Consider the following 21,148-nt stretch of genomic DNA (forward strand, 5'->3'; position numbering starts at 1 on the left):
CCGGGGCCGGGGCCGGGGCCGGGTCCGGGGCCGCGGGCGTGCGCTCAGCGGCGATCGGCGGGGTAGACCTCGGCGGCCGCGCGGTCGAACGAGAACCAGACGGGGTGCCCGACGCGGTCGTCGAGCTCGGCGGCCCGCCTCGGGCTGAGGTCGGCCGACAGCAGCGCGCCCCGCAGCCGGACGACGTCGCCCCGCGGTTCGAGGTCGAGCAGCTCGCCCCGGACGCATTCTCGCGAGGCGTCGTCGGGCCGATCGAACGACACGGTGACCAGGGCAGGAGGCACGGCGAACGACACGGCGCCTCCTTCGGTCATGAGGCGGTCGGCTCCCGAGCCGGTGCCGACGCCGAGGCGCGTGTCGGCGTCGACCCGCACCGCGCCCCGGTCGACGACCCCGGTGACCAGGTTCACGCCGGCGAGCCGCGCAGCGAAGCGCGTGCGCGGACGGTCGAAGACCTCGGTCGGCGTCCCCTCGTCGACGATGCGACCGCCTTCGACGAGGACGACGCGATCCGCGAGCGTGTAGGCGTCCAGCGCGTCGTGCGTGACGATCACCACGGTGCGGTCGGCGAGCACGCGCCGCAGGGTTCGACGCAGGGCGGGCGTCACGACCACGTCGAGCGCCGCCAGGGGCTCGTCGAGCAGCAGGACGCCCGGCTCCGACGCGAGCGCCCGGGCGATGGCGACCCGCTGAGACTGACCGCCCGACAGCTCGGCCGGATTCCGGCCCGCGAGATCGAGCACCCCGACCTCGTCGAGCCGGCGCCGGGCCGCGCGGCGTGCCTCGTCGGCGGGGCGCCCTGCGCTGCGCGGGCCGAACGCCACGTTCTCGAGCACGGTCAGATGCGGGAAGAGCAGCGGCTCCTGCGCCAGGAGCGAGACGCCGCGGAGGTGCGGTGCGAGCCACGACGACGCGTCGCCCCGGTCGCGACCCGCCTCGGCGAGCACGGCGTCGTCGAGGGTGATCCGACCCGCATCGGGTCGCACGAGCCCGGCGACGGCGCCGAGCAGCGTCGACTTGCCCGCGCCGTTCGGGCCGAGCACGGCCACCGTCTCGCCCGGCGCGACGACGAGGTGGAGGTCGACGTCGCGCTCGTCGACCCGGAGGGCCACGTCGAGACGACGCGCAGGCGCGGTGGGCGGGGAGGAGCGCAGCGGAACGCGATCCGCTCGCAGGCCGCCGTCGGCACGGTCGGGAGCGTCCGTCGACGGGCGGTCCGGGGGCGCCGCCCCGCGGGTGGGCGCGAACCCGCCGACCCGATGCGCGACCGCGACGATCACGACGGCGACGACGACCAGTACGAGCGAGAGGGCGACGGCCGTGTCGGGGTCGGTCTCGCGCTGCAGGTAGATCTCGAGCGGGAGGGTGCGGGTCGTGCCCTGCAGGCTCCCGGCGAAGGTCAGCGTCGCGCCGAACTCGCCGAGGGCCCGGGCGAACGACAGCACGGCGCCCGAGATGACCGCGGGCAGCACGAGAGGCAGCGTGACGCGGCGCAGCGCGGTCGTCGGTCGGGCGCCGAGTGTCGCGGCCACGACCTCGTACCGCGTGCCGACGGTGCGCAGGGCGCCCTCGAGACTGAGTACGAGGAACGGCAGGGCGACGAAGGTCTGCGCCAGGACGACCGCCGTCGTCGAGAACGCGATCTCGACGCCGAGCACGTCGAGCACCCCGCCGAGCAGCCCTCGCCGGCCGAACGTGTAGAGCAGCGCGATGCCGCCCACCACGGGTGGGAGGACGAGCGGCAGCAGCACGAGCGCGCGCAGCAGCTGCTGCCCGCGGAATCGCGCCCGTGCCAGCACGACGGCCATCGGCACGCCGAAGACGACGCAGAGGGCGGTCGCGGCGACGGAGGTGCGGAGGCTGAGGAGGAGCGCCGACAGCGACGACTCCGATGTGACGAGCGGGATGAAGCGGGGCCAGTCCACCCGCAGCACCATCGCCGCGAGGGGCAGCACCACGAATGCCGCGCCCACGGCGGCTGCGATCAGCACACCCCCCGGGATGCCGAGGGCGGGTGCGCGGCCGACGGGCCCGCGCCTCGTCACGGCGACCCGAATCCGGCCGCCGAGAGCACCGCTCGGCCGTCGGGACCGGCCACGTAGTCGACGAACGCCTGCGCCGCATCCGACTCTCGGGAGTCGGTGAGCGCGACGATCGGGTACGTGTTGACGGCTTCGGCCGACTCGTCGAAGGGAACGCCCTCGACGGCGTCGCCCGCGGCGGCGATGTCGGTCACGTAGACCAGCCCCGCGTCGGCCTCGCCCGAGGTGACCTTGCCGAGCACGTCGGTGACGGAGGACTCCTCGCTGACCGGGGTCAGCGCGACCCCCGCCGCCTCCGTGACGGTGGTCGTCGCCGCGCCGCAGGGCACGGCGGGGGCGCAGACGACGACCTTCAGATCGGGGTCGGCGAGATCGGCGAGGTCGCGCACGCCGGCGGGATCACCCGGAGGCACGGCGATCTCGAGCACGTTCGTCGCGAAGTCGACCGGGTCGCCGTCCGCGAGGCCCGCATCGACCACCGTGCTCATGTTCTTCGCATCGGCCGAGGCGAAGACGTCGGCGGGCGCCCCCTCGACGATCTGCGTGGCGAGATCGGACGAGCCCGCGAGGTTCAGGTCGACCGACACCCCCGGATGCGCGGCCTCGAAGTCGGCGGCCAGGTCGGTGAACGAGCCCGTGAGCGATGCGGCGGCGAAGACCGTCACGCTGCCCGACAGCTCGTCGCCGCCCGATGAGTCCGACGCCGAGGTCGCATCGCCGCCGGATGCCCCGCACGCGGTCAGCGCGAGAAGCGTCAGCGCGACGGTGCCGAGCACGCCGGTGCGGCGGGTGCGGCGGGTGCGGAGGCTGCGCCCCGAGCGAGCGAGACCGCCGGCACCACGGGCCGCGGGGGTGCTCATGCGCCCACCGGTCGGTGAGGCGTCTCGACGATCACGGTCGTCGCCTTCACCACGGCGACCGCGACGGAGCCGAGCTCGAGACCGAGTTCGCGCACCGCCTCGCTGCTCATCAACGAGACGACGCGATGCGGGCCGCACTGGATCTCGACCTGCGCCATGACGGTGTCCATCACGATGTCGGTCACGAGTCCGACGAAGCGGTTGCGCGCCGATCGACCGATGCCCGACGGGTCGTCGGGCAGCACGGCGTTCTCACGCGCGAGTCGAGCCAGGGCGAGTCCGTCGACCACGGTGCGCGAGGACGCGTCGCGCTCGCCGACGAGGGTGCCGTCGGCGATCCACCGTCGGACGGTGTCGTCGCTGACGCCGAGGAAGGACGCGGCGTCTCGGATCCGTATCTGAGCCATGGGACCCAGCATAAGTCCGCATCTGCGTCGAAGTGAAGCTGAACAGCCCTCGTGTGCGTCTCGGAATGCGTACCGGAAGCACCCCGAGTCGTTGGTCAGAAGATGCCCTCGGGGGCGGCGGGAAGGGCGCGAAGCGACCACCGTGCGCCGATTCGCGGCAAGGCCCCGCGTCGAGTGGTCGGAAGATGTCCTTCCCTCGGCTGGGAAGAGCATCTTCCGACCACTCGATCGGCAGGGGCCAGTGCCTACGACACGCGCTCGGCGAAGACGACGCGGTTGTCGTCGTAGTGCCCGACGCTCCGGTCGAAGAATCCGCCGCAGGTGATGAGGCGCAGCGAGTCGTCCGCCGTCGCGCCGAAGACCCTGGCCGTGGGGAAGTCCGCCTTGGCGAAGTCCTCGACCTCGGTCACGGCGTAGCGCGCGGGCGTGCCGTCGGCGTCGAGCACCTCGACCTCGTCGCCCACCACGACCTCCGACAGTCGCGCGAACACCGCCGGCCCCGTGGTCGAGTCGACGTGCGCCGCGATGACGGTCGGTCCCCTCCCGCCGGGTCGACCGCCTCCGGTGAACCAGCCCACGTCGTCGAAGTCCGTCGGGACCTCCATGCGTCCGTCGGCGGCGATGCCGAGGTCGATGAGGGGCTCGTCCAGCTCGATCGACGGAACCGACACCCTGATCGGGGCGACCCCGTCGGCGATCGCCGGCGACGCCGCCGGGGTCGGTGCGGCCGATGGAGCGGCGGACCCGGCAGGAGGCGCGCTCGGCTCCGCCGTCGGACCCGACCCCGTGGGGGCGGTGACCTCCGTCGGGGTGGCGGGCGTGCCTCCTGAACCGGGCGCGCCTCCTGGATCCGGCGAGCAGCCGGTCAGCACGAGGGCGACCACCGCGGCGGCCGAGACGACCAGAGGCGCGGCCGCCCGACGGGTGCGCCGCTCACGCAGCGCACCCGTCGTGTGGTGACCGCGGGAGATCAGGACTCCTGGCGGCGGTGACGACGCGCGACGAGCACGCCGGCGGCACCGAGCAGTCCGAGGGCGCCGAACGCGCCGGCGCCGATCAGGGCCGAGTCGCCGGTGGAGGCGTTCGCCGCGCCTCCTGCACCCGTGTCGACACCGCCGACCGGCACCTGGGTCAGCTGGCCGCGGACGACACCCGCCGCGAAGTCGGTCGTGTGCGAGTCGCCCGTGAAGCCGGCGGGGTTCGCCTCGATCTGCGCGAGCGTGAAGCCCTCGCCGGTGTCGGCGCCGGCATCGCTGGTCACGCCCGTGGTGAAGGGGCCCTGCAGGCAGCCGCTGCTGGTGCGCTCGCCCGAGCCGTCGTCGACGGGGTTCGGGAACGCGATGCGCGGCGGGCCGGACTTGCCCGCGGCGGCCTCGTGGATGTGCGTCGCGGTCTTGGCCGGGCTCATGTAGTCGCCCGTCACGCCCGAGAGCGTGATGTCGTAGCAGATGATGTTCTGATCGCTGTTGATGCGGAAGTCGAAGGTGCCGGTGGCGCCCTCCTGGCCGGGGGTCGCCACGCCGTCGTTGTTGATCACCTGGTCGGGCGTGGCCATCACCGTGAAGGCGCTGGTGAAGCTCGAGGGCTCGGCGACCTCGGTCTCGGCGCTCGCCGGAGCGGCGGCGAACAGGGTGAGGGCGGCCGCGGCAGCGCCTCCGATGGTCAGGGTGCGGACGGAACGGTTCATCTTCGACATGCTTCCTCTGCCTCTCGCGGGGCGTGATCCGGTCGGACGACGCTTGTGGAGGGGCTTACGACGGCGAGGTGCGGATCGTTCACGCGCGCGTCGATTTTCTTCGCGGCGGCGGCGACCGGGGGGTGGGCGCGGTCGAAGACCAGCACCAGGGCGACTCCGGAGGCGCACAGCACGAACCCGACGATCGTCCAGCCGGTCAGGGGCTCGCCGAACATCGCCGTGCCCGCGAGGGCCGTCGTCGGTGCGACCAGGAAGAGCAGTGCGTTCAGCGCCGTGATGCCGACCCGGCGCAGCAGCCACCAGTAGAGGCTGTAGGCGACGAGGCTCGGCAGGGCCGCCGACAGCAGGGCTGCCAGCCAGAACTGCGGGTCGGCCGGCGGCACGAGTGCGCCCGTCGCGACGGCGAGGACGATCAGGGCGGCCGCGCCGACGGAGACGTGGATGGTCATGATCGTGAGCACGGGGAGGCGCGCCTCCGACCGGCGCTCGACGAACGTCCCGACGATGAGGCACGCCATGGCCAGCGCGGGCAGCAGATACGCCGCCGCGGGGGCCGTCGAGCCGCCGAGCTGCGAGCCGACGACGGCCGCCACGCCGACCGCGCCGAGCGCCAGGCCCGCCCACTGGGCCCCCCGCACGCGCAGACCGAGCAGCGGCCCGACGAGCGTCGCGACCACGAGCGGCTGCACGGCGTCGATCAGCGCCGTGGCGCCGGTGGCGATGCCCGAGCCGACGGCGGCGTAGACGAAGGCGCAGTAGCCGAACTGGGCGAAGAGGCCGATCACGGCCTGTCGGCGCAGCTCGACGCGGGGGAGCCCGCGGAAGGCGCCGGTCGCGGACGCCACGGCGAGCAGCACGACCGCCAGTGGAGCGAACCGCCAGACGAGCAGGGTCGCCGCGGGCACGTCGGCCGTCGCGATCTTCGCGATGACGAAGCCGGAGCTCCACGCGGCGACGAACGCGAGGGAGGCCAGCACGGTCACGACCGCACTGAGTACACCGATCTGTTTACTCATGCCGTCGACTATACAGATCGGTAGACTGAGTGGGTGACCGGATCCGGAACGACCTCGCGCCTCCTGCTCGCCGACCCGCTCGCCGGGCTGCCCCCGCTGCCCGAGTTGACGCCCGGAGCCCGCCGCGTGCTGGACGCCGCCTCCCGCCTCTTCTACGAACGCGGCATCCACGCGGTCGGCGTCGACACGATCGCCGCCGAGGCCGGCGTCACGAAGAAGACCCTGTACGACCGCTTCGGATCGAAGGAGGCGCTGGTCGTCTCGTACCTGCGGCATCGCGACGACAGATGGCGCGAGCACATCGCCGCGCAGCTCGCCCTCGTGCCCGAGCCCGGCGTCGACCGGGTGCTGGCCGTCTTCGACGCCACGATCCTGTGGGTGCCCGACAACGACCGCAAGGGCTGCAGCGCGATCAACGCCCGGGCCGAGATGGGGGTCGGGGGCGGCGAGAGCGACATCGAGCTCGCCCTGCCCGAGGTGGTGCGGCAGAAGGCGTGGATGCTCGAGCTGTTCGTCGCCCTGTGCCGCGAGGCGGGGGTCGACGACCCCGACGGCACGGCGCGGCTGCTCATGCTGCTGCACGAGGGCGGACTCGTCACCCTCGGCATGCGGACGTTCGCTTCGCCGTTCGCTGTGGCGCGGGCGGCGGCGGCCGACGTGCTCGCGGCGCGGGTCTGAGCGCTGCGCGCGCCCTGGGGCCGGGGCGCCCGCGGTGCGGGGTGGGCGGAAGCGGCCCTTCGTGGGGCGCGGAGGGGCGTCTTCTGGCCGACGTGGGCCGTGGGGGTCGGGGGCGTCGTGCACGGTGGGCGGAAGCGGCCCTTCGTCGCGTGCCGAGGGGCGTCTTCTGACCAACGTGGGCCGTGGGGGCCGGGGGTGTCGTGCAGGGTGGGCGGAAGCGGCCCTTCGTGGGGCGCGGAGGGGCATCTCCTGACCGACGTCGGCGGGTGAGGTCAAACCCTGCCCGGGGCGCAGCGGCTCAGCCGAGGACGACCGTCAGGGGCGCTGCGACGATGAACGAGACGGGCGGGACGAGGCAGACGCCGCCGATGATGCCGAGTGTCCTGCCGAAGCGCCCGGCGAGCGATCCGGCCAGGATCGCGAGCACGATGCTCGCAGGCAGCAGCACCCCGAGCGCCAGCCAGGCGACGTGCGCGACCGGGCTGTCCCAACCGAGCCAGGCGGTCTCGGATACGGCGGTCACGAGGCAGAGCACGAGGGCGGCGATCGAGAGGAGTCGACCCCGCGCCGTCCCCTCGAGCGAGGCCGGGCTGGCGACGATCGGCTCACGCGACGGGAGCGCGGCGACCTCGGCTTCGGCCCGTGCCAGCTCCTCGCGATCGATGTCGTCCATGGCGCGAATCTACCGCCGTCGACGGCTCGATTCGGCGATGTGAACGGAAGCCCACCAGTACTGGGGTGTCGTGCTCAGCCGGTGGCGTGCTGGCCGGGCGACTTCGTCGGGCGAGGCCGGGGGTGGCCTGCAGGGTGGGCGGAAGTGGCCCTTCGTGGGGCGCGGAGGGGCAGCTTTTGACCAACGTGGGCCGTGGGGGCTGGGGGTGGCGCGCAGGGTGGGCGGAAGTGGCCCTTCGTGGCGCGCGGAGGGGCGTTTTCTGACCGACGTGGAGCCGCGGCGGGGCGGGGGAGGCGCGGGTCAGGTCGCGCGGGCGCCGAGCTCGCCGAGCAGGGTCGCGTGGTCGACGCTCGACAGTCCGCTCGGCCGTGTGTCGGGGTCGGTCTGTCGAGACCTCCACTCGAGGGCGTCGCGCAGGGTCTCGACGAGGAGGCGCGGCTCCAGCCCCAGAGACCGCGCCCGGACGGTCGACCGTGCGTTCATGCCGTGCCAGGCGCGGTCGGCGATCCAGAGCGGCATCGACCGCGGCCCCGCCCACTGGCCCACGCCCCGAGCCAGCAGCCACTCGGCCGGAGCCCGCACGATCGACGCATCGCTCTCCGCGGCCCGGCGCGCGGCCTCGAGATGCTCGTCGAACGAGACGACCTCGCCCAGCGCGTTCGCCACCCCGTTCGCGCCCTGCTCGACGCAGCGCACGAGCCAGTCGGCGAGATCGCGCACGTCGAGCACCGCCGTGGGGAGGTCGGGTGCCTCCGGCGCGAGCACGATGCCGGGCTCGCCGGGGCCGCCGCGCTCGCCGGGGCCGTTGCGCTCGCCGGGCTGGCCGGGCTGGCCGGGCTCGGCGGGGGCCCCGGGTGCCGTGGAGGCGCGGGCCGGGTGCGCGAACCGCCAGACCCAGTGGTCGGTGCGGCCGGTCGGGTCGCCGGGGCCGCCGATCAGACCCGGGCGCACGATCAGCGACCGGTCGGGGCCGAAGGCGGCGAGGACGGCGTCTTCGCAGGCGGCCTTCGCGGGGCCGTAGTCGTCGGGGCCGTCCATCAGGTCGGCGGCGAGCGGCTCGACGCGCTCGGCCGTCTCGTCGGCGCCGAGTTCGGCGTCCGAAGCGTAGACGCTGGTCGTCGACACGAAGAGGTACCGGTCGGCGACCGGCTCGAGGGCGCGGACCGCTCGGCGCACATGACCGGGCTCGCGGGCGACGTCGATGACGGCGTCCCAGCGAGCGGCGGCCCCGGCGGCCCCGACGTCCCCGGCGGCCCCGATGAGGGCGGCACCGACGAGGGCGTCGTCACGGTCGCGGTCGGCACGGACGAGCGTCGCGCCGTCGGGCACGTCCGTGCCGCGGGCCAGGCACGTCACCTCGTGACCGGCGCCGATCGCGGTCGACGCGATGTGGCGGCCGAGCCACGCGGTGCCGCCGAGCACGAGGATCCTCATGCCCCGAGAGTGTCAGCCGGGGTCGTCAGGAGGCGCGGGGTTCGCTCCGAGCGCACCGCGCGACGATGCGGCGTCCGCTTCACTTCGCGGGGTCGGCGGGCTTCGCCGGGTCGGCGGGGTCGGCCGGGTCGTCCCCGGTGGCGAGGAGCAGATCCATGCGCAGCTCACGTTCGCGCACGGACGACTGCAGGGCGCGGATCACCCAGAGCAGCGTGCGCACGAGCAGGACCCCGAGGACGACGGCGAACCCGAGGACGACGACGTAGGTGAGCAGGACGACGATGGAGTACGTGCCGATCGAGTTCATCATGCGTCGAGCCTACGAGCCTCGCCGACTGCGCACCTCGCCTGCGCGGGGGAGCTGTCGACGGCGCGGGTCAGCCGGGGGTCGATGCGCTGTGGGCGGGGGCGGTCACCGCGGCGGCCTCGGCCTCGACCAGGGTGTGGCGCCGGGCGGTGGCGAGACGGTCGAGTGCGAGCGAGCCCGCCCCGACGGCGATGCCCATCGCGGCGATGATCCAGCGCGGCCGGTCGATGCCCGCTCGCACGAGCGAGACGTGCAGGCGTTCGTCGAGCGCCTCGGTGGTGCGTGCGAGGGCCAGGACGACCCCTGCTGCCCCCGCCGCGCCTCCGGCGGCGATCTTCGGGTCGGAGAACGGCTCGCGGGTCAGGCCGCTGGCCATGCTCGCGCCCGCCAGCCCGGCGAGGGCCGCGTGGTACGCGACGCGGAGGGCGGGCCCCGAGGAGGCGGGCCTCACGAAGCAGAGACCGACGCACCCGAGCACGACGCCCAGCTGCACCACCCGGTCGCGGCGCTCGGCTCGGCCGAAGAGGTCGTCGACGCCGTCGAGGTCGATGGTCGCGGAGCTGCTGTCGTCGCGGGCACGATCGGTCATCGCCTCACTCTGCCAGGTCGACGCCCGCCCGGGAAGCACGAACCCGCCGAGCCCCCGTGGCGGGAGTCGGCGGGTTCGAGTGGCCGGTGGGTTCGAGTCACCGGCGGGCGTCAGCCGCGGGGGCGTCCGCTCAGCAGTCGGCCTTGGTGAAGGCGAGTGCGAGCTCGTCGCCGCCCTCGACCTCGTAGGTGTACTTCATGCCGATGTCGCGGTCGAGGATGTCGCGGGTGGCCTCGGTGCCGCACAGCTGGGGGAGCACGGACTCCGAGAGGAGGTCCTCCGTGACGTTCTCGACTCCCTCGCCGGCCAGCGTGTAGTGGTAGTGGATCGCGTCGGACTCGGCGGTGATGTCGTCGAGCACCGTGACCTGGTCGATCTGCTGCGGCAGGTCGTACTGCCCCTTCGCCTCTTCCACGCTCTCGGCGATGACGTCCTCCTTGGAGTCGCCGGAGAACGCCTGGAACGCCATGCGCACTCCGAACGAGACGATCACGGCGACGACGATGGCCACCGCCGCCCCGATGATCCGATTGCGTGTCGATGCCTGAACGGCCATGTCTTCCCCCTGATCGCGCCGTCTCCGGCGACGTCTCAGCCGACCGGCCCGTGTGATCTCAGGCCCAGTCAGCGCCGGACCATCCGGCTCAGGGAGCCCCTCGACCAGACGTCGGTAGAACCCCCTGTCCGCACCCTAGCCAGTTCGCGAACGCCCGGGTGCGCGCGGAGGGTGCGCGCGCCTCCCCAACTCGGGGGTCAGTCTTCGGTGTCGCCGGCGTTCTCGGGTTCGGTCTTCGTCTCGTCCATGCGATCGCGGAGGTGGTCGGCCATGGCGCCGGCGCCCTCGTGCCCGTGGTCCTGCTCGACCTGCTCGATCAGCCCGCTGAGCTTCTCGTCGTTGGTCGCTTCGGTGGCGCCGTCCATGACGGGCTCGGTCTGCTTCTTCTCGGTCATGGCTCGACGCTACGCCGTGGCCCTCAGGAGGCGCGCAGGAGTCCGCATCCCGCGGCCGGTGTTTCGCAGCCTCCAGCCGGTACTCTCCTCCCATGAAGCGCACAGCAGACTCATCGTCCTCGTCTTCCGACTGCCATAGTCCGGGCGCCCGGAAGACCCCGGGCACCACCCGGTCGATCGTCATCACGACCCGATGAACGGCGACCTCGTCCTCAACATCGTCCTGGTCGTCGTCTTCGTCCTCGTCGGAGGTGTGTTCGCGGCCACCGAGATGGCCCTGGTCACGCTGCGCGAGAGCCAGGTCAACGCCATCGCCGCCCGTGGCAAGCGCGGCGAGAAGGTCGCGGGCCTGGCCCGCGATCCGAACATGTTCCTCGCCGCCGTGCAGATCGGCGTCACGGTCGCCGGCTTCGCATCGGCCGCCTACGGCGCGTCGTCGATCGCACCCTCGGTCACGCCCGTCCTGGTCTCGTGGGGGCTCGGCGAGCAAGCCGCCGCCACCGTGGCCACCATCGGCCTCACGCTGATCATCGCCTACCTCTCTCTCGTGCTCGGCGAGCTGGCCCCGAAGCGTCTGGCCATCCAGCGCAACGCGTCGTTCGCGTACGCCGTCGCCCCCGTGCTCGCGGTCTTCGCGGTGCTCATGCGCCCGGTGATCTGGCTGCTGTCGATCTCGACCAACCTCGTCGTGCGGATGCTGGGCGGCGATCCGCACAAGACGGGCGAGGAGATGACGGAGGAGGAGCTCCGCGACATCGTCTCGAGCCACGAGGGTCTGCCCGACGACGAGCGGCGGATCCTCGACGACGTGCTCTCGCTGCGTCACCGTCAGCTCAGCCAGGTCATGCGCCCGCGCCCCGAGGTCACGGCCGTCGACGGCACGGGCACGGTCAGCGACGCCGCCACCGAGGTGCACGACCGTCCGTACTCGCGGTACCCCGTCATCGACCGGTCCATCGACGACATCATCGGGTTCGTGCACGTGCGCGACCTCTTCGAGGCGATCACGAAGGACCCGAGCACGCCCGTGCGCGACATCGTGCGCGACATCTCGTATCTGCCGGCCACGGCGCGCGTGCTGCCCACCCTGACCTCGATGCGGGCGGGCGGTCACCACATCGCCGTCATCATCGACGAGTACGGCGGAACCGACGGCATCGTCACGCTGGAGGACCTGGTCGAGGAGGTCGTCGGCGAGATCTTCGACGAGTACGACACCGAGTCGGCGGCGGAGGACCTCGACGCCGGCGGCGGCACGGTCGACGGTCGGCTGAACTTCCAGGACTTCGAGGAGGCCACGGGCATCCACCTGCCCGACAGCGCCTCCGACACGGTCGCCGGGTTCGTCATCGAGAGCCTGGGTCGTCTGGCCCGGGTGGGCGATGTCGTCGAGATCGACGGCGCGCGCCTGCAGGTGACGGTGATGGACCGCCGACGCATCTCCGAGCTGCTGGTCATCCCCGACGAGATCGAGGGCGACGTCGACGGTGACGCCGATGCGGCCGCTCGCCCCGGTCGCGCCAGCACGACCCTGCCCGACGGCGACCCGGCCGTCTGACCGCTCAGTCGTCGGGCAGGGACAGCTGCGAGCCCGGTCGGGCCGCGTCTCGGGACAGTCGCAGGGCCGTCGGTCCGGGCGATGCGACTTCGGGGGGCGCGGGCGGGAGTGCGAGCGCGCGTCGGTGGGCGGCGTCTGCGCGTCCTGCTCCGACCACGGCTGCGATGAACGGCACGCTCTGGAGGAGTCCGAACACCGGCAGGCCGATCACGAGCATGACCTCCTCATCCCATGTGGCACCGGCGACGAGCAGGCCCGCCCAGGCGGCGATCCAGGCGATCGGAACGAGGATGGTCCGCTCTGCTGTGACGACGGCCGGGCCCAGAGTGAGTCGTGCTCGGGAGATCACCTCGTCGCGATCCTCGGGGAGGATCTCCGGCGGGTGCGCCGAGAACTGTCGTTCGATGCGCTCGCTCCGCCTCCAGTCCATGCGGGCCCCGGTCGCCGATGCGGTCGATGCGGTCGATGCGGTCGATGCTGTCGATGCGGTCGATGCGGTCGATGCGGTCGTGGATCGGGCGATCTTCCAGAACGACCCGACGACGCATCCGGCGGCTCCGGCCAGCAGGAACGTGACGAGGACGTCACGCATCGGCGTCACATCGACCACGCTCCAGATGAGGTCCGAGACGGTCAGGATCGCACCGACGACGACGGCGACGAGACCGGAGACGAAGGCCCGACGACGTGTCCGCGCCGCGTCGACGAACTCCGAGCGTCGCGACCTCACTATCCGCCAGCCGTCGACGAAGGATCCACTGCTCATGCGGACATACTGCCGCGTCTCCAGGCGTCAGGCGGAACGGTTCTCGCGCCCGCCCGAGAGTCCGCTGTCCACGCGGCCGCGTTCCATCTGTCGCCAGGACCCGCCGAGCAGGGGGGTCAGAGTGGCGAGCGTGTACGCGACGGCGATCACGCCGAAGGCCACGGCGAGTCCGACAGTGTCGGCGGCGACCCCGCCGAGCAGGGCGCCGAACGGCACGCCGGCCCATGCCCCCGCGTTGATGAGGCCGAAGACACGACCCCGCAGGTGCTCGGGCACCCGTTCGAGCTGGACGGCGCCGAGGATGGGATTGATCGATCCGGCTGCGAGGCCGGCGATGGCCGTCGCCGCCACGAGGACCGGCAGCGGTGCGCCGAGGGCGAAGGCCGTGCTGGGCGGCCCGCCGGCGAGGGTGAAGCAGATCGCGAGGGTGACGCGACGTGGCATGCGGTGGGCGACGAACCCGAAGCCCACGTTGCCGATCAGGGCGCAGCCGCCCATGACGGCGACGAGCAGGCCCAACGAGGCCGCGCCTCCGAGGCGGTCGTTCGCGTAGAGGGGCAGCAGCGACGACCCTCGCGCGGCGTCCAGCAGGTTCGTGAACAGCACGAGCCCGACGATCAGGCGCATGAGCCGGTCTCGCATCACGAAGCGGAACCCATCGGCGAGATCGGACCAGTAGGAGGCGCGGGTCGAGTCGTCACCGTCTCGCAGGGCGGTCGCCGATGGCGTCGCGGGGACGAAGGCGCCGGTGAGCCCGGCCGAGAGGGCGAACGTCGCCGCCGTGACGAACAGGGCGGAGATCGGCCCGACCGTGGCGACGAGCAGCCCGGCGACGGAAGCGCCGATCAGCTTCGCGAAGCGCTCGGAGCCGTCGAGCAGACCCACGCTCTGCTCGAGTCGGACGCCGGCGCGGTCGGTCAGGCGGGGCAGCATCACCCGGCGGGCCGTCTGGCCGGGGGTGTCGAGCAGACCCCCGGCGAAGACGAGGAGGAGGAGCGCCCAGAACGGGAGGCCGACGGTGAGGGCGAGGACGGGCATCGCGAGGACTGCGGCGCCGCTGACGAGGTCGGCCACGATCGCCGCCCTGCGGTGGCCGACCCGATCGACGACCACCCCGCCGAGTGCTCCGCCGACGACCACCGGCGCCGTGGCGAAGAACGCTGCGATGCCGACCTCGACGCCTGAACCGCCGAGGCCGAGCACGTAGAAGGGGACCGCGAAGGCCGTGATCACGTTGCCGGTCTGCGACACCGCGTGAGCGCTCAGCAGGGCGGTCAAGGCGCCGATCGCCCGGCGGTCTCGTGGGCCGCGCGTCGTCGGGGCCTTCTCGGGCGCCTCCTCGCGCCCCGATGCGCGCGACACCTCAGGGCCGCCGGTAGGCCTGGTAGACGAGCACGACCGACTCCGCGCCGCCGCCGCCGCCGTCGCCGTCGTCGTCGGGGTCGCGGGTCGCGCTCGCCGCGACCCAGCGCTCGACGAGAGCCTCGAGCTCGCCCCGCAGGGTGGCCAGCTCATCGACGGTGAGTCGCAGGCTGCGATCACCGCTCGCCGCGGCCGCGACCCACTCGCGGGGCAGGCCCGGTGCCGCATCGATGTAATCCGTGTAGCGGTTCGCGTAGGCGTGCGCGATCGACTTCTGCAGGGCCGACGAGGCGGCGAGGGCGGCGGGGTCGTCGAGCAGCTCGGCGGGCTCCCACGAGGTCAGCATCGTGGTCGCCTGCCACCAGCGCTCGCGCTGATCCGTGCTCGGGGCCGCCGCGGGCTCGATGAGATCGATCGACGCCAGCTTGCCGAGGTGGTAGCTGATCGTGCCCGGCGCCTCGTCGACGAGGTCGCCGAGGAGGGCGGCGGTCTGCGGGCCGCGCTCGCGGAGGAGGCCGAGGAGGCGCAGCCGCGTCGGATGCGCCATCACGCGCATCGAGGCGGCCGAGGTGAGCGTCGACCGAGGAGTCTCGCGAGGGGTCATGCGACGACGATAGAACCCACAAGGGGTGTTGCGCAAGAACTCTTGTGCATCACTCTCGAAGAGCATTGCCGGTGGCGGGATCGGTGTCGACCCGCGCCTCCTCGGGTCAGAGCAGGAGGGAGGCCGCCGCCGCGCTGAGTGCGATCGCGAGGACGGGCAGCCCCACCGCGACCGCGACGACGACGACCGCGCCGAGGGTCGCCAGGACGGCCGACCCGAGTCCGAGCGCGGCGGCCCCGGCGAGCGTGTCTCGCGACACCGTGTCGCCCCGGGCCACGGTCTCGGGCTCGGATCCGTCGGGCGACCGGAAGAGCGCCCGGGCGTCGGTCAGTCCGTCGTCGGTCGATGGGTCCACGACGCCCCCCGGATCCATGCCGTCCCCCGGGTCCGTGCCGTCGTGACGCATCACGACGGGTGTCGTGCGGTCCACTCGACGAAGGGGGCGACGGCGTCGTCGGCGCGGCCCTTCTCGGTGCGGAGCGTCCGCTCGTCGAGGGGCTTCGCGTACTCGTCGTAGAACGTGTCGAGGGTCATCAGGCGGTTGCCGTCCTCGTAGTGCTCGCCCTCCTCCTCCCGGCTCACCGCGTAGATCACGCGGTCGGGCTGCGCGTAGTACAGCGCCCCGAGGCACATCGGGCACGGGTAGGCCGTGACGTAGGCGTCGACGCCGCGCAGGTCGGTGAGCCCCTGCTCGGCCGCGAGACGGATCGCCCGGATCTCGGCGTGCGCCGTCGGATCGCCGGTCTGCGCCACGTGGTTGGTCGCCTCGACGACGACCTCGCCGTCGCGCACCAGCAGGCAGGCGAACGGCTTGCCGCCCTCCGCGACGTTCTCGCGGGCGCGCTGCACGCTGAGGGCGGTGAAGGTGTCGTCTCGATCGGTCATGACATCGAGAGTGCTCCCGGTCGACGCGGTGGCGCTCAGACTGCCCGGGGTTCGGCCCTCCGCCCGGCGATGAACCGCGTTCGCGAAGATGAACCGCGTTCTATCGCAGTTCATCTTCGCGAACGCGGTTCTCGGGGAGGCGGGAGGCAGGAGGCGCGGCGCGAGGCAGGAGGTGCGGCAGGAGGCAGGAGGCGCGGCGCGAGGCAGGAGGTGCGGCGCGAGGCAGGAGGTGCGGCGAGCTGCAGGAGGCGCGGGTCGCGTCAGAGGGACCGCAGGCTCCACAGGCCGCGGACGGCCCCGTAGGGCTTCAGCAGCGGGACCTCGCCGAGGCGGTGCTCGCGAGCTCGAACGAGCCTCCGGGCGAGGTCGGGTCGCTGCTTCCAGAGATGCGCGCGCGCCTTCTCGGCGTGCAGGGAGTTCGAGGCGATCTTGACGACGTCGAACTCCTCGACGAGCGGGATCGCGTGCTCGATGTTCTGCCACGTCGTCGTGCTCGTCCGGTCGAGCAGCACGGGGCCGTCGTAGCCGAGCATGTCGCGGAGGTGACGGAGCAGGAGGTCCGCCTCGGCGACCGCGCCCCCGACGGCCCCGCCGCAGAGCACGATGACGGACTCGTCGCGATCGACGTCGATCGATCGGAGCGCGGCGCGCAGTCGGTACCGGTTGATGTAGTTGGCGCGCCGGCCGCGGTTCCGGTAACCGAGGACGATGATCGCCTCCCGACCACCGCGTGGTGCGACGTCGCCGAGCCGCCTCCCGCTCGACCGCGCGTGCACCCACTCCGACCAGCCCAGCGTGCCGACGAGGAGCACCCCGGCCGCCGCGACGGCCCACCTCATTCGCGTGGCGCCGTCGTGCCGGGCTCGTCGGACGGCCGCAGAGCGCGGCGGACCGCCCTGTAGCCGAAGAAGAGACCGAGCACCACCATGGGCAGCCCCGCCCAGGGGGTGTCGAGCGTCAGGACGAGAGTCAGACCCACGGTGCCGAACACGATCGCGAGGGCGACGTCGTTCGAGTCCGACTCGTCCTCGCCGTCGTCGGCGGGCGGGCCGCTCTCGGGGTCGGACACGGGGCGCTCCTCGGGCTCGTCCATGAGTCGACGCTACTTCGCCGACCGGCCCCGCGCCTCCTTCGGGCGACGGATGGAGCGGATCGAGGCAGCGGGCCGGGTTGCACGGGGCGGTGGCGGGCGAGAGGATCGGGGATGTGATGGCGACGAAGGTGATGCGTGCCGATTCTCCGCAGCGGGCCGAGCTCGAGGCGCAGGGCTGGTCGGTGGCGGCCCGGTCGTTCGGTGCTCGGCTCGACGCCGATCGCATCGACGAGTCGCGTCTGCGGCATCTGCGGCGTCTGGTCGAACAGGTCGCCGTCGGCGTCTCGGTCCGCCCGCTCGACGACCGCGACGTCGACGCGGTGCTGGCGCTCGACTCGGCGACCGGCGGTGACTACCCGGGCAGCGTCGCGACGCGGCACGCCCTGCTCGATCGGGAGGGAGCGACGCCGACCCCCGCGCGGCGCGGTTTCGGTGCGTTCGGCCCGGACGGCGAGCTCGTCGCCATGACCTTCGTCGACGTCGAGACCGACGGCGACGGCAGCACGGCCGAGACGGACTTCACGGTCGTCCATCGAGCCTGGAGGAGGCGCGGGCTGGCCGTCGCGGTCAAGGCGGCCTCCGTGCTGGCCCTGTCGGCGGAGGGTGTCACGCGCTTCCGCACCGGCGGCTCGGCCGACAACGCGGGGATCATCCGCGCGAACACCGTGCTCGGCTACGTCCGCGACGAGGAGTGGGTCACGCTCGAGCGCGCCGCCGACTGAGCGGTCACGCGGCAGACGCGGCCCACGCCGGCATCACACGATGTGCGCCGCGGTGCCCGTCACCGTGATGCCGCCCGCCGGAGGCACGTCGACGACCAGCAGGCTCGGTCGCCCCACATGCCGACCCTGGTGCACGACGACCCGGGCAGGAGGCGCGACCAGGTCGAGCGCCCGCAGATACGCCCCGAGAGACGCGGCCGCCGAGCCGGTCGCCGGGTCTTCGGTGATGTCGCCGACGGGGAAGAGATTGCGCGTCTCGACGACGAGATCACCTGTCGCGTCGGCCTCCCGGCGGTGGACGACGGTGACGGTGCCGGCCCAGCCCCGTTCGTCCATGAGCCATCTCATCTCGGCGGGGTCGAAGCGGAACGCGTCGAAGACGGCCTGCTCTCGCACGGCCACCACGGGGTGCCAGTTGCCGGCGTACGACTCGCGGAGGGGCCAGCGGTCGTCGAGGTCGGAGCGCTCCAGCCCGAGCAGCGCCAGCAGCCGGTCGGCCACGATCGGGTCGAGGTCGCGGAGGGCGGGCTCGACGCTCGTGAACGACGCCGTGATCGGGAGGGGCGCGGAACCGGTGGTGCCGTCGCCGACGCGACCCGCGCCTCCTTCGGGTCGCGCCGTGTCGATCACGACGCGGCCGACGGGGGTGTCGAGGGCGAAGGGGCCGACTCCGCGGCGTTCGGCGAGGGCCACCGCGGTCGCGACGGTGGCGTGACCGCAGAACGGCACCTCGGCGCCGGGCGAGAAGTAGCGGACGCTCACGGTGCGATCGTCGGAGGCTGCGCCCGGGTCGACGACGAAGGCCGTCTCGGCGTACCCGACGTCGGCCGCGATGCGCTGCATCTCGACGTCGGTCAGCTGCGAGGCGTCGAGCACGACACCCGCGGGGTTGCCGCCGTCGGGCTCCGCGGCGAACGCGCTGAGTCGGAGGATCTCGACGGCGTGCGGATCGGTCATGACGCCACTCTGCCGCAGTCTGCGACGCCGAGATCCGACCAGGCCGTCGACGAGACGACGCCAGCACCGGGCCCGAGTGACATTCGTGCGAAGCCCGTGCACAACTCGACGACTAAGGCATTCGGGCTTCAGTGAGAACGCGATTCATCACCGTGCCGCAAATCGCTTCATGTCGCGCACACCATCCTCAGTGCCGGCGTAGAAGACGCAGCAGTATGCGACCCATGCCTCCTCAAGGGCTCTACTCGTCCTGCGCTCGGCTTCCTCGCGCGTGATCGCGCCTGCACGAGCCGCACTGGTGGCGTCGTTCATACGAGACGCGTAGGGCTCTGGGATGGCGAAACCCCTCGTGTGGGTGTTGTTCTCCTTCGCCCATTCCTGCGCATGGCGGTGCTTAGTCATCTCCGCCGAAGCCTTTTCGAGAGTGAGTGGCCAGACCTCCACCAGGGGGATCTCGGCCGCCAGCTCCTCGAATGTCTGCACGTCCTGCTGGAACCCACTCATCGAGAAGAAGCCCTTATGCTCTGCGCGGTGTATCTGGAACACCTCGCCCGTGAACTGGACCCAGGTCGCAGCGCGCCATGGGTCCTGCTGCGTCGGCGGCCACTCCCAGACGTCGTCAGGGGCACCTCGATCGGTGTCTGAGCGTCGCGACAGCCACCCGCGGGCACGAAGAAAATCGTCAGCTTCGTCGCTGTAGGGCTCGATGGCTCCGTCGAGGTCCTCGTCGTCCTGGTGGTCGGTCATGTCGTCCCCATTCGTTCGATCAAGGGGCGGTACGGGGAAGCGTCACCACCGGCGAGGCGTCGACCGGGTGTCGCTCGAGCGGTCTGGCTCATCCTGACGCAGGGGCGCAATGCCCGCTAGGGCTTAGTGCGTTCGATAGGCGGTCGTTCACCGGGACACCTCGGCGGGCCTGCTTCGGCCGGCCGAGGTCAAGGGGCGTCTGGCCTGCGGATTCGCGTATGCCTGTCCCGCAAAAATGCCCGGTGATGGGGGTCTAAACGCTACAGTTTTCGGATGCTCATCGGATACGCCCGCGTCTCGACCTCGGGACAAGATCTCGCCGCACAACGCGACGGTCTCAAAGCGCTTGGTGTTGACGATCAACACGTGCATGTGGACCACGGTTTGTCGGGCACGACGCGAGCCCGGCCCGGCCTCCGCGAGGCCCTCGCAGCGTGCCGCGCCGGTGACGTGCTCGTAGTGACGAAGCTCGACCGTCTGGCTCGGTCGCTGCGTGACGCGACCGACATCGCCGACGAGCTCACGAAGAAGGGCGTCGCCTTGAACCTTGGGGGAGCTGTCCACGACCCCACCGACCCCGTGGGCCGGCTCCTCTTCAACGTCCTCGGCATGGTGGCCGAGTTCGAAGCCGACCTCATCCGTGCCCGCACCCGCGAGGGCATGGCGATCGCGAAGGCCGCCGGCAAGCTCCGCGGTCGCAAGCCCAAACTCACGCCCTCGCAGGAGAAGCACCTCGTGGAGCTACACCGCACCGGCGCCCACACGACGAGTGAGATCGCCGAGCTCTTCGGCGTGGCCCGTTCGACGGTCTATCGCGCGATCCAGCGAGGGGAGCAGGCGTGATGGCCATGGGTTCACCAGAGGTGCAAGTTCAGGTGGCCGCGGCGCCACACGAGGCTGAGCAGTTGGAACCCTGCCCGTTCTGCCGCATCATCGACGGTTCGTCTCCGGCCGTGTGGATAGAACGTGAACACGACGCCGTGGCCTTCGCGCCTCTGCCCGATTCGGCACTCGCTCCCGGGCACACTCTGGTCGTACCCGTCGAACACGCCACGGACCTCCGCACGGCATCGCCTAGCTCGCTGGGGGCGACGATCGCCCTGGTACAGCGCGTCGCGCGAGCGATGCGAGGCGGGCTCGGGGCCACGGGTACCGTCCTTCTCCAAGCCTCGGGCCAAGATGCTGGGCAGAGTGTTCCGCACCTGCATTTCCATGTCGTCCCGTGCTGGCCTGACGACGAGACCACCCATTGGCCACCACGGCCCTCTACTCACCAGTTCGACGGAGACCCCCACGCGGCCTTGGCGGAGATGTTCGAGTAGCGCCCGATATCCCATCGATCGGCGGGCACGTGTCGCTTCTGCTTGACGCGCGGCGTCTGGGAAGCTGTCGATGACGACGGGGGCGATGTGCGGCGAGTCTTGGTGTGGGTGATGGTGGTGGCTGCTGCCGGAGCTACGGCTGCGGTGTTCTTGGCGACTCGGACCGCGTCTGCGGCACCATTGGTGTTCGTCGCGGCAGCATTCCCGCAGCTTGCGTTCTTCGCGGTGGCCCTCGTTTCCATGGCGGTGGTCATCGCGGCGATCAGGGGCCGCCTCCGACTCGCCACGGCCGCAGGACTAGTTGTCCTCGTCGTTAGTGCTGGCCTCGGAATCGTCTTGACGGCGGGAAGGCCGGCACCATCGACAACGGTGCCCAGCACATCCTCGTCGGCGGGGCAGCTACGAATCCTGTCGTGGAACACCAACCAACAAGACGTCTCAACCGAGCAGTTGGGCGCGTTGATCAAAACCGAGCAAGC

General features: G+C 72.2%; 27 protein-coding genes and 1 pseudogene. 5 read left to right on the plus strand and 23 right to left on the minus strand.

Annotated elements, in window-relative coordinates; genetic code table 11:
- Positions 1 to 44: 44 nt before the first annotated feature.
- The 7 genes and pseudogenes from SOM11_RS06500 to SOM11_RS06530 form a co-directional block, all read right to left on the minus strand.
- On the minus strand, positions 45 to 1,280 hold the full coding sequence (locus tag SOM11_RS06500; protein WP_320477563.1) for an ABC transporter ATP-binding protein: 1,236 nt from the start codon (positions 1,278 to 1,280) through the stop codon (positions 45 to 47).
- Positions 1,260 to 2,003 (minus strand): annotated as a pseudogene (locus SOM11_RS06505) (ABC transporter permease); the annotation flags it as partial. The gene SOM11_RS06500 and the pseudogene SOM11_RS06505, both read right to left, overlap by 21 nt.
- Before the next feature lie 38 nt (positions 2,004 to 2,041).
- Positions 2,042 to 2,902 carry a molybdate ABC transporter substrate-binding protein gene (modA, locus tag SOM11_RS06510; protein ID WP_192061383.1) on the minus strand — a complete coding sequence of 287 codons (861 nt, stop codon included), beginning with the start codon at positions 2,900 to 2,902 and terminating at the stop codon, positions 2,042 to 2,044.
- On the minus strand, positions 2,899 to 3,309 hold the full coding sequence (locus SOM11_RS06515; RefSeq protein ID WP_243216223.1) for a TOBE domain-containing protein: 411 nt from the start codon (positions 3,307 to 3,309) through the stop codon (positions 2,899 to 2,901). Before SOM11_RS06515 ends, modA begins: the two co-directional genes overlap by 4 nt.
- Before the next feature lie 245 nt (positions 3,310 to 3,554).
- Entirely contained in the window at positions 3,555 to 4,193 is a 639-nt protein-coding gene (locus SOM11_RS06520; RefSeq protein WP_320477540.1) for a class F sortase, read from the minus strand.
- Between the two features lie 86 nt (positions 4,194 to 4,279).
- Entirely contained in the window at positions 4,280 to 4,996 is a 717-nt protein-coding gene (locus SOM11_RS06525) for a CHRD domain-containing protein (protein WP_243216227.1), read from the minus strand.
- Positions 4,993 to 6,021: a DMT family transporter gene (locus SOM11_RS06530; protein WP_320477541.1), complete on the minus strand. Its 1,029-nt coding sequence runs from the start codon at positions 6,019 to 6,021 to the stop codon at positions 4,993 to 4,995. The genes SOM11_RS06525 and SOM11_RS06530 overlap by 4 nt, the downstream gene beginning before the upstream one ends.
- A gap of 33 nt (positions 6,022 to 6,054) precedes the next feature.
- Between SOM11_RS06530 and SOM11_RS06535 the strand changes: the two genes are divergently transcribed.
- The gene (locus SOM11_RS06535; protein ID WP_320477542.1) at positions 6,055 to 6,699 is read left to right on the plus strand and encodes a TetR/AcrR family transcriptional regulator; all 645 of its coding nucleotides are present in this window, start codon (positions 6,055 to 6,057) and stop codon (positions 6,697 to 6,699) included.
- 298 nt (positions 6,700 to 6,997) lie between these two features.
- Here the strand turns inward: SOM11_RS06535 and SOM11_RS06540 are convergent, their stop codons facing one another.
- The 6 genes from SOM11_RS06540 to SOM11_RS06565 form a co-directional block, all read right to left on the minus strand.
- On the minus strand, positions 6,998 to 7,372 hold the full coding sequence (locus SOM11_RS06540; protein WP_192061386.1) for a hypothetical protein: 375 nt from the start codon (positions 7,370 to 7,372) through the stop codon (positions 6,998 to 7,000).
- 300 nt (positions 7,373 to 7,672) lie between these two features.
- On the minus strand, positions 7,673 to 8,806 hold the full coding sequence (locus SOM11_RS06545; RefSeq protein ID WP_320477543.1) for an NAD-dependent epimerase/dehydratase family protein: 1,134 nt from the start codon (positions 8,804 to 8,806) through the stop codon (positions 7,673 to 7,675).
- 79 nt (positions 8,807 to 8,885) lie between these two features.
- Entirely contained in the window at positions 8,886 to 9,116 is a 231-nt protein-coding gene (locus tag SOM11_RS06550) for a hypothetical protein (protein WP_320477544.1), read from the minus strand.
- A gap of 67 nt (positions 9,117 to 9,183) precedes the next feature.
- Positions 9,184 to 9,702: a hypothetical protein gene (locus SOM11_RS06555; protein WP_320477545.1), complete on the minus strand. Its 519-nt coding sequence runs from the start codon at positions 9,700 to 9,702 to the stop codon at positions 9,184 to 9,186.
- 130 nt (positions 9,703 to 9,832) lie between these two features.
- Positions 9,833 to 10,258 (minus strand): hypothetical protein, encoded by a 426-nt coding sequence (locus SOM11_RS06560; RefSeq protein ID WP_192061390.1) that lies wholly within the window; start codon positions 10,256 to 10,258, stop codon positions 9,833 to 9,835.
- A 197-nt stretch (positions 10,259 to 10,455) separates the two neighbouring features.
- The gene (locus SOM11_RS06565) at positions 10,456 to 10,653 is read right to left on the minus strand and encodes a hypothetical protein (RefSeq protein ID WP_192061391.1); all 198 of its coding nucleotides are present in this window, start codon (positions 10,651 to 10,653) and stop codon (positions 10,456 to 10,458) included.
- Positions 10,654 to 10,846: 193 nt separating this feature from the next.
- Here SOM11_RS06565 and SOM11_RS06570 point away from each other — a divergent pair, with 193 nt between their 5' ends.
- A complete protein-coding gene (locus SOM11_RS06570) occupies positions 10,847 to 12,211 on the plus strand; it encodes a hemolysin family protein (RefSeq protein WP_320477546.1) in 1,365 nt (454 codons plus the stop codon).
- 4 nt (positions 12,212 to 12,215) lie between these two features.
- Here the strand turns inward: SOM11_RS06570 and SOM11_RS06575 are convergent, their stop codons facing one another.
- The 7 genes from SOM11_RS06575 to SOM11_RS06605 all read right to left on the minus strand — a co-directional run bounded on the left by SOM11_RS06575 (position 12,216) and on the right by SOM11_RS06605 (position 16,921).
- The gene (locus tag SOM11_RS06575; RefSeq protein WP_320477547.1) at positions 12,216 to 12,977 is read right to left on the minus strand and encodes a hypothetical protein; all 762 of its coding nucleotides are present in this window, start codon (positions 12,975 to 12,977) and stop codon (positions 12,216 to 12,218) included.
- A gap of 27 nt (positions 12,978 to 13,004) precedes the next feature.
- On the minus strand, positions 13,005 to 14,255 hold the full coding sequence (locus SOM11_RS06580; protein ID WP_320477548.1) for an MFS transporter: 1,251 nt from the start codon (positions 14,253 to 14,255) through the stop codon (positions 13,005 to 13,007).
- Between the two features lie 85 nt (positions 14,256 to 14,340).
- Positions 14,341 to 14,943: a helix-turn-helix domain-containing protein gene (locus SOM11_RS06585; protein WP_320477549.1), complete on the minus strand. Its 603-nt coding sequence runs from the start codon at positions 14,941 to 14,943 to the stop codon at positions 14,341 to 14,343.
- 106 nt (positions 14,944 to 15,049) lie between these two features.
- Positions 15,050 to 15,298, minus strand: coding sequence for a hypothetical protein (locus SOM11_RS06590; RefSeq protein WP_320477550.1), 249 nt, complete (start codon positions 15,296 to 15,298; stop codon positions 15,050 to 15,052).
- Positions 15,299 to 15,348: 50 nt separating this feature from the next.
- The gene (locus tag SOM11_RS06595; protein WP_192061395.1) at positions 15,349 to 15,828 is read right to left on the minus strand and encodes a nucleoside deaminase; all 480 of its coding nucleotides are present in this window, start codon (positions 15,826 to 15,828) and stop codon (positions 15,349 to 15,351) included.
- A gap of 260 nt (positions 15,829 to 16,088) precedes the next feature.
- Positions 16,089 to 16,667, minus strand: coding sequence for an ElyC/SanA/YdcF family protein (locus tag SOM11_RS06600; RefSeq protein ID WP_320477551.1), 579 nt, complete (start codon positions 16,665 to 16,667; stop codon positions 16,089 to 16,091).
- Positions 16,664 to 16,921, minus strand: coding sequence for a hypothetical protein (locus tag SOM11_RS06605; RefSeq protein ID WP_320477552.1), 258 nt, complete (start codon positions 16,919 to 16,921; stop codon positions 16,664 to 16,666). The genes SOM11_RS06600 and SOM11_RS06605 overlap by 4 nt, the downstream gene beginning before the upstream one ends.
- A 116-nt stretch (positions 16,922 to 17,037) precedes the next feature.
- On the opposite strand from SOM11_RS06605, the gene SOM11_RS06610 reads away from it, so the two are divergent.
- On the plus strand, positions 17,038 to 17,643 hold the full coding sequence (locus SOM11_RS06610) for an acetyltransferase (RefSeq protein WP_320477553.1): 606 nt from the start codon (positions 17,038 to 17,040) through the stop codon (positions 17,641 to 17,643).
- Positions 17,644 to 17,676: 33 nt separating this feature from the next.
- Here the strand turns inward: SOM11_RS06610 and SOM11_RS06615 are convergent, their stop codons facing one another.
- Positions 17,677 to 18,600, minus strand: coding sequence for a PhzF family phenazine biosynthesis protein (locus SOM11_RS06615; protein WP_320477554.1), 924 nt, complete (start codon positions 18,598 to 18,600; stop codon positions 17,677 to 17,679).
- 147 nt (positions 18,601 to 18,747) lie between these two features.
- Entirely contained in the window at positions 18,748 to 19,347 is a 600-nt protein-coding gene (locus tag SOM11_RS06620; RefSeq protein ID WP_320477555.1) for a hypothetical protein, read from the minus strand.
- A 273-nt stretch (positions 19,348 to 19,620) separates the two neighbouring features.
- Between SOM11_RS06620 and SOM11_RS06625 the strand changes: the two genes are divergently transcribed.
- A complete protein-coding gene (locus SOM11_RS06625) occupies positions 19,621 to 20,190 on the plus strand; it encodes a recombinase family protein (RefSeq protein WP_320477556.1) in 570 nt (189 codons plus the stop codon).
- A gap of 5 nt (positions 20,191 to 20,195) precedes the next feature.
- Positions 20,196 to 20,669: an HIT family protein gene (locus SOM11_RS15075; protein WP_414655451.1), complete on the plus strand. Its 474-nt coding sequence runs from the start codon at positions 20,196 to 20,198 to the stop codon at positions 20,667 to 20,669.
- Here SOM11_RS15075 and SOM11_RS06630 read toward each other — a convergent pair.
- A partial coding sequence (locus SOM11_RS06630) for a hypothetical protein (RefSeq protein ID WP_320477557.1) occupies positions 20,618 to 21,148 on the minus strand: 531 nt, incomplete at its 5' end. The two genes, SOM11_RS15075 and SOM11_RS06630, sit on opposite strands and share 52 nt — an antisense overlap.

Origin of the sequence: Frigoribacterium sp. CFBP9029, from assembly GCF_034045305.1 — a bacterium.
Classification (GTDB): Bacteria; Actinomycetota; Actinomycetes; order Actinomycetales; family Microbacteriaceae; genus Frigoribacterium.

Bases quoted from the DNA above. Each gene is read 5' to 3' on its own strand.
- SOM11_RS06565 (WP_192061391.1), bottom strand. From the start codon at position 10,653: ATGACCGAGAAGAAGCAGACCGAGCCCGTCATGGACGGCGCCACCGAA.
- SOM11_RS06605 (WP_320477552.1), bottom strand. From the start codon at position 16,921: ATGGACGAGCCCGAGGAGCGCCCCGTGTCCGACCCCGAGAGCGGCCCG.
- SOM11_RS06540 (WP_192061386.1), bottom strand. From the start codon at position 7,372: ATGGACGACATCGATCGCGAGGAGCTGGCACGGGCCGAAGCCGAGGTC.
- SOM11_RS06515 (WP_243216223.1), bottom strand. From the start codon at position 3,309: ATGGCTCAGATACGGATCCGAGACGCCGCGTCCTTCCTCGGCGTCAGC.
- SOM11_RS06615 (WP_320477554.1), bottom strand. From the start codon at position 18,600: ATGACCGATCCGCACGCCGTCGAGATCCTCCGACTCAGCGCGTTCGCC.
- SOM11_RS06550 (WP_320477544.1), bottom strand. From the start codon at position 9,116: ATGATGAACTCGATCGGCACGTACTCCATCGTCGTCCTGCTCACCTAC.
- SOM11_RS06545 (WP_320477543.1), bottom strand. From the start codon at position 8,806: ATGAGGATCCTCGTGCTCGGCGGCACCGCGTGGCTCGGCCGCCACATC.
- SOM11_RS06560 (WP_192061390.1), bottom strand. From the start codon at position 10,258: ATGGCCGTTCAGGCATCGACACGCAATCGGATCATCGGGGCGGCGGTG.
- SOM11_RS06600 (WP_320477551.1), bottom strand. From the start codon at position 16,667: ATGAGGTGGGCCGTCGCGGCGGCCGGGGTGCTCCTCGTCGGCACGCTG.
- SOM11_RS06555 (WP_320477545.1), bottom strand. From the start codon at position 9,702: ATGACCGATCGTGCCCGCGACGACAGCAGCTCCGCGACCATCGACCTC.
- SOM11_RS06610 (WP_320477553.1), top strand. From the start codon at position 17,038: ATGGCGACGAAGGTGATGCGTGCCGATTCTCCGCAGCGGGCCGAGCTC.
- SOM11_RS06620 (WP_320477555.1), bottom strand. From the start codon at position 19,347: ATGACCGACCACCAGGACGACGAGGACCTCGACGGAGCCATCGAGCCC.
- SOM11_RS06570 (WP_320477546.1), top strand. From the start codon at position 10,847: ATGAACGGCGACCTCGTCCTCAACATCGTCCTGGTCGTCGTCTTCGTC.
- SOM11_RS06595 (WP_192061395.1), bottom strand. From the start codon at position 15,828: ATGACCGATCGAGACGACACCTTCACCGCCCTCAGCGTGCAGCGCGCC.
- SOM11_RS06585 (WP_320477549.1), bottom strand. From the start codon at position 14,943: ATGACCCCTCGCGAGACTCCTCGGTCGACGCTCACCTCGGCCGCCTCG.
- SOM11_RS06530 (WP_320477541.1), bottom strand. From the start codon at position 6,021: ATGAGTAAACAGATCGGTGTACTCAGTGCGGTCGTGACCGTGCTGGCC.
- modA (WP_192061383.1), bottom strand. From the start codon at position 2,902: ATGAGCACCCCCGCGGCCCGTGGTGCCGGCGGTCTCGCTCGCTCGGGG.
- SOM11_RS06525 (WP_243216227.1), bottom strand. From the start codon at position 4,996: ATGAACCGTTCCGTCCGCACCCTGACCATCGGAGGCGCTGCCGCGGCC.
- SOM11_RS06575 (WP_320477547.1), bottom strand. From the start codon at position 12,977: ATGAGCAGTGGATCCTTCGTCGACGGCTGGCGGATAGTGAGGTCGCGA.
- SOM11_RS06625 (WP_320477556.1), top strand. From the start codon at position 19,621: ATGCTCATCGGATACGCCCGCGTCTCGACCTCGGGACAAGATCTCGCC.
- SOM11_RS15075 (WP_414655451.1), top strand. From the start codon at position 20,196: ATGGGTTCACCAGAGGTGCAAGTTCAGGTGGCCGCGGCGCCACACGAG.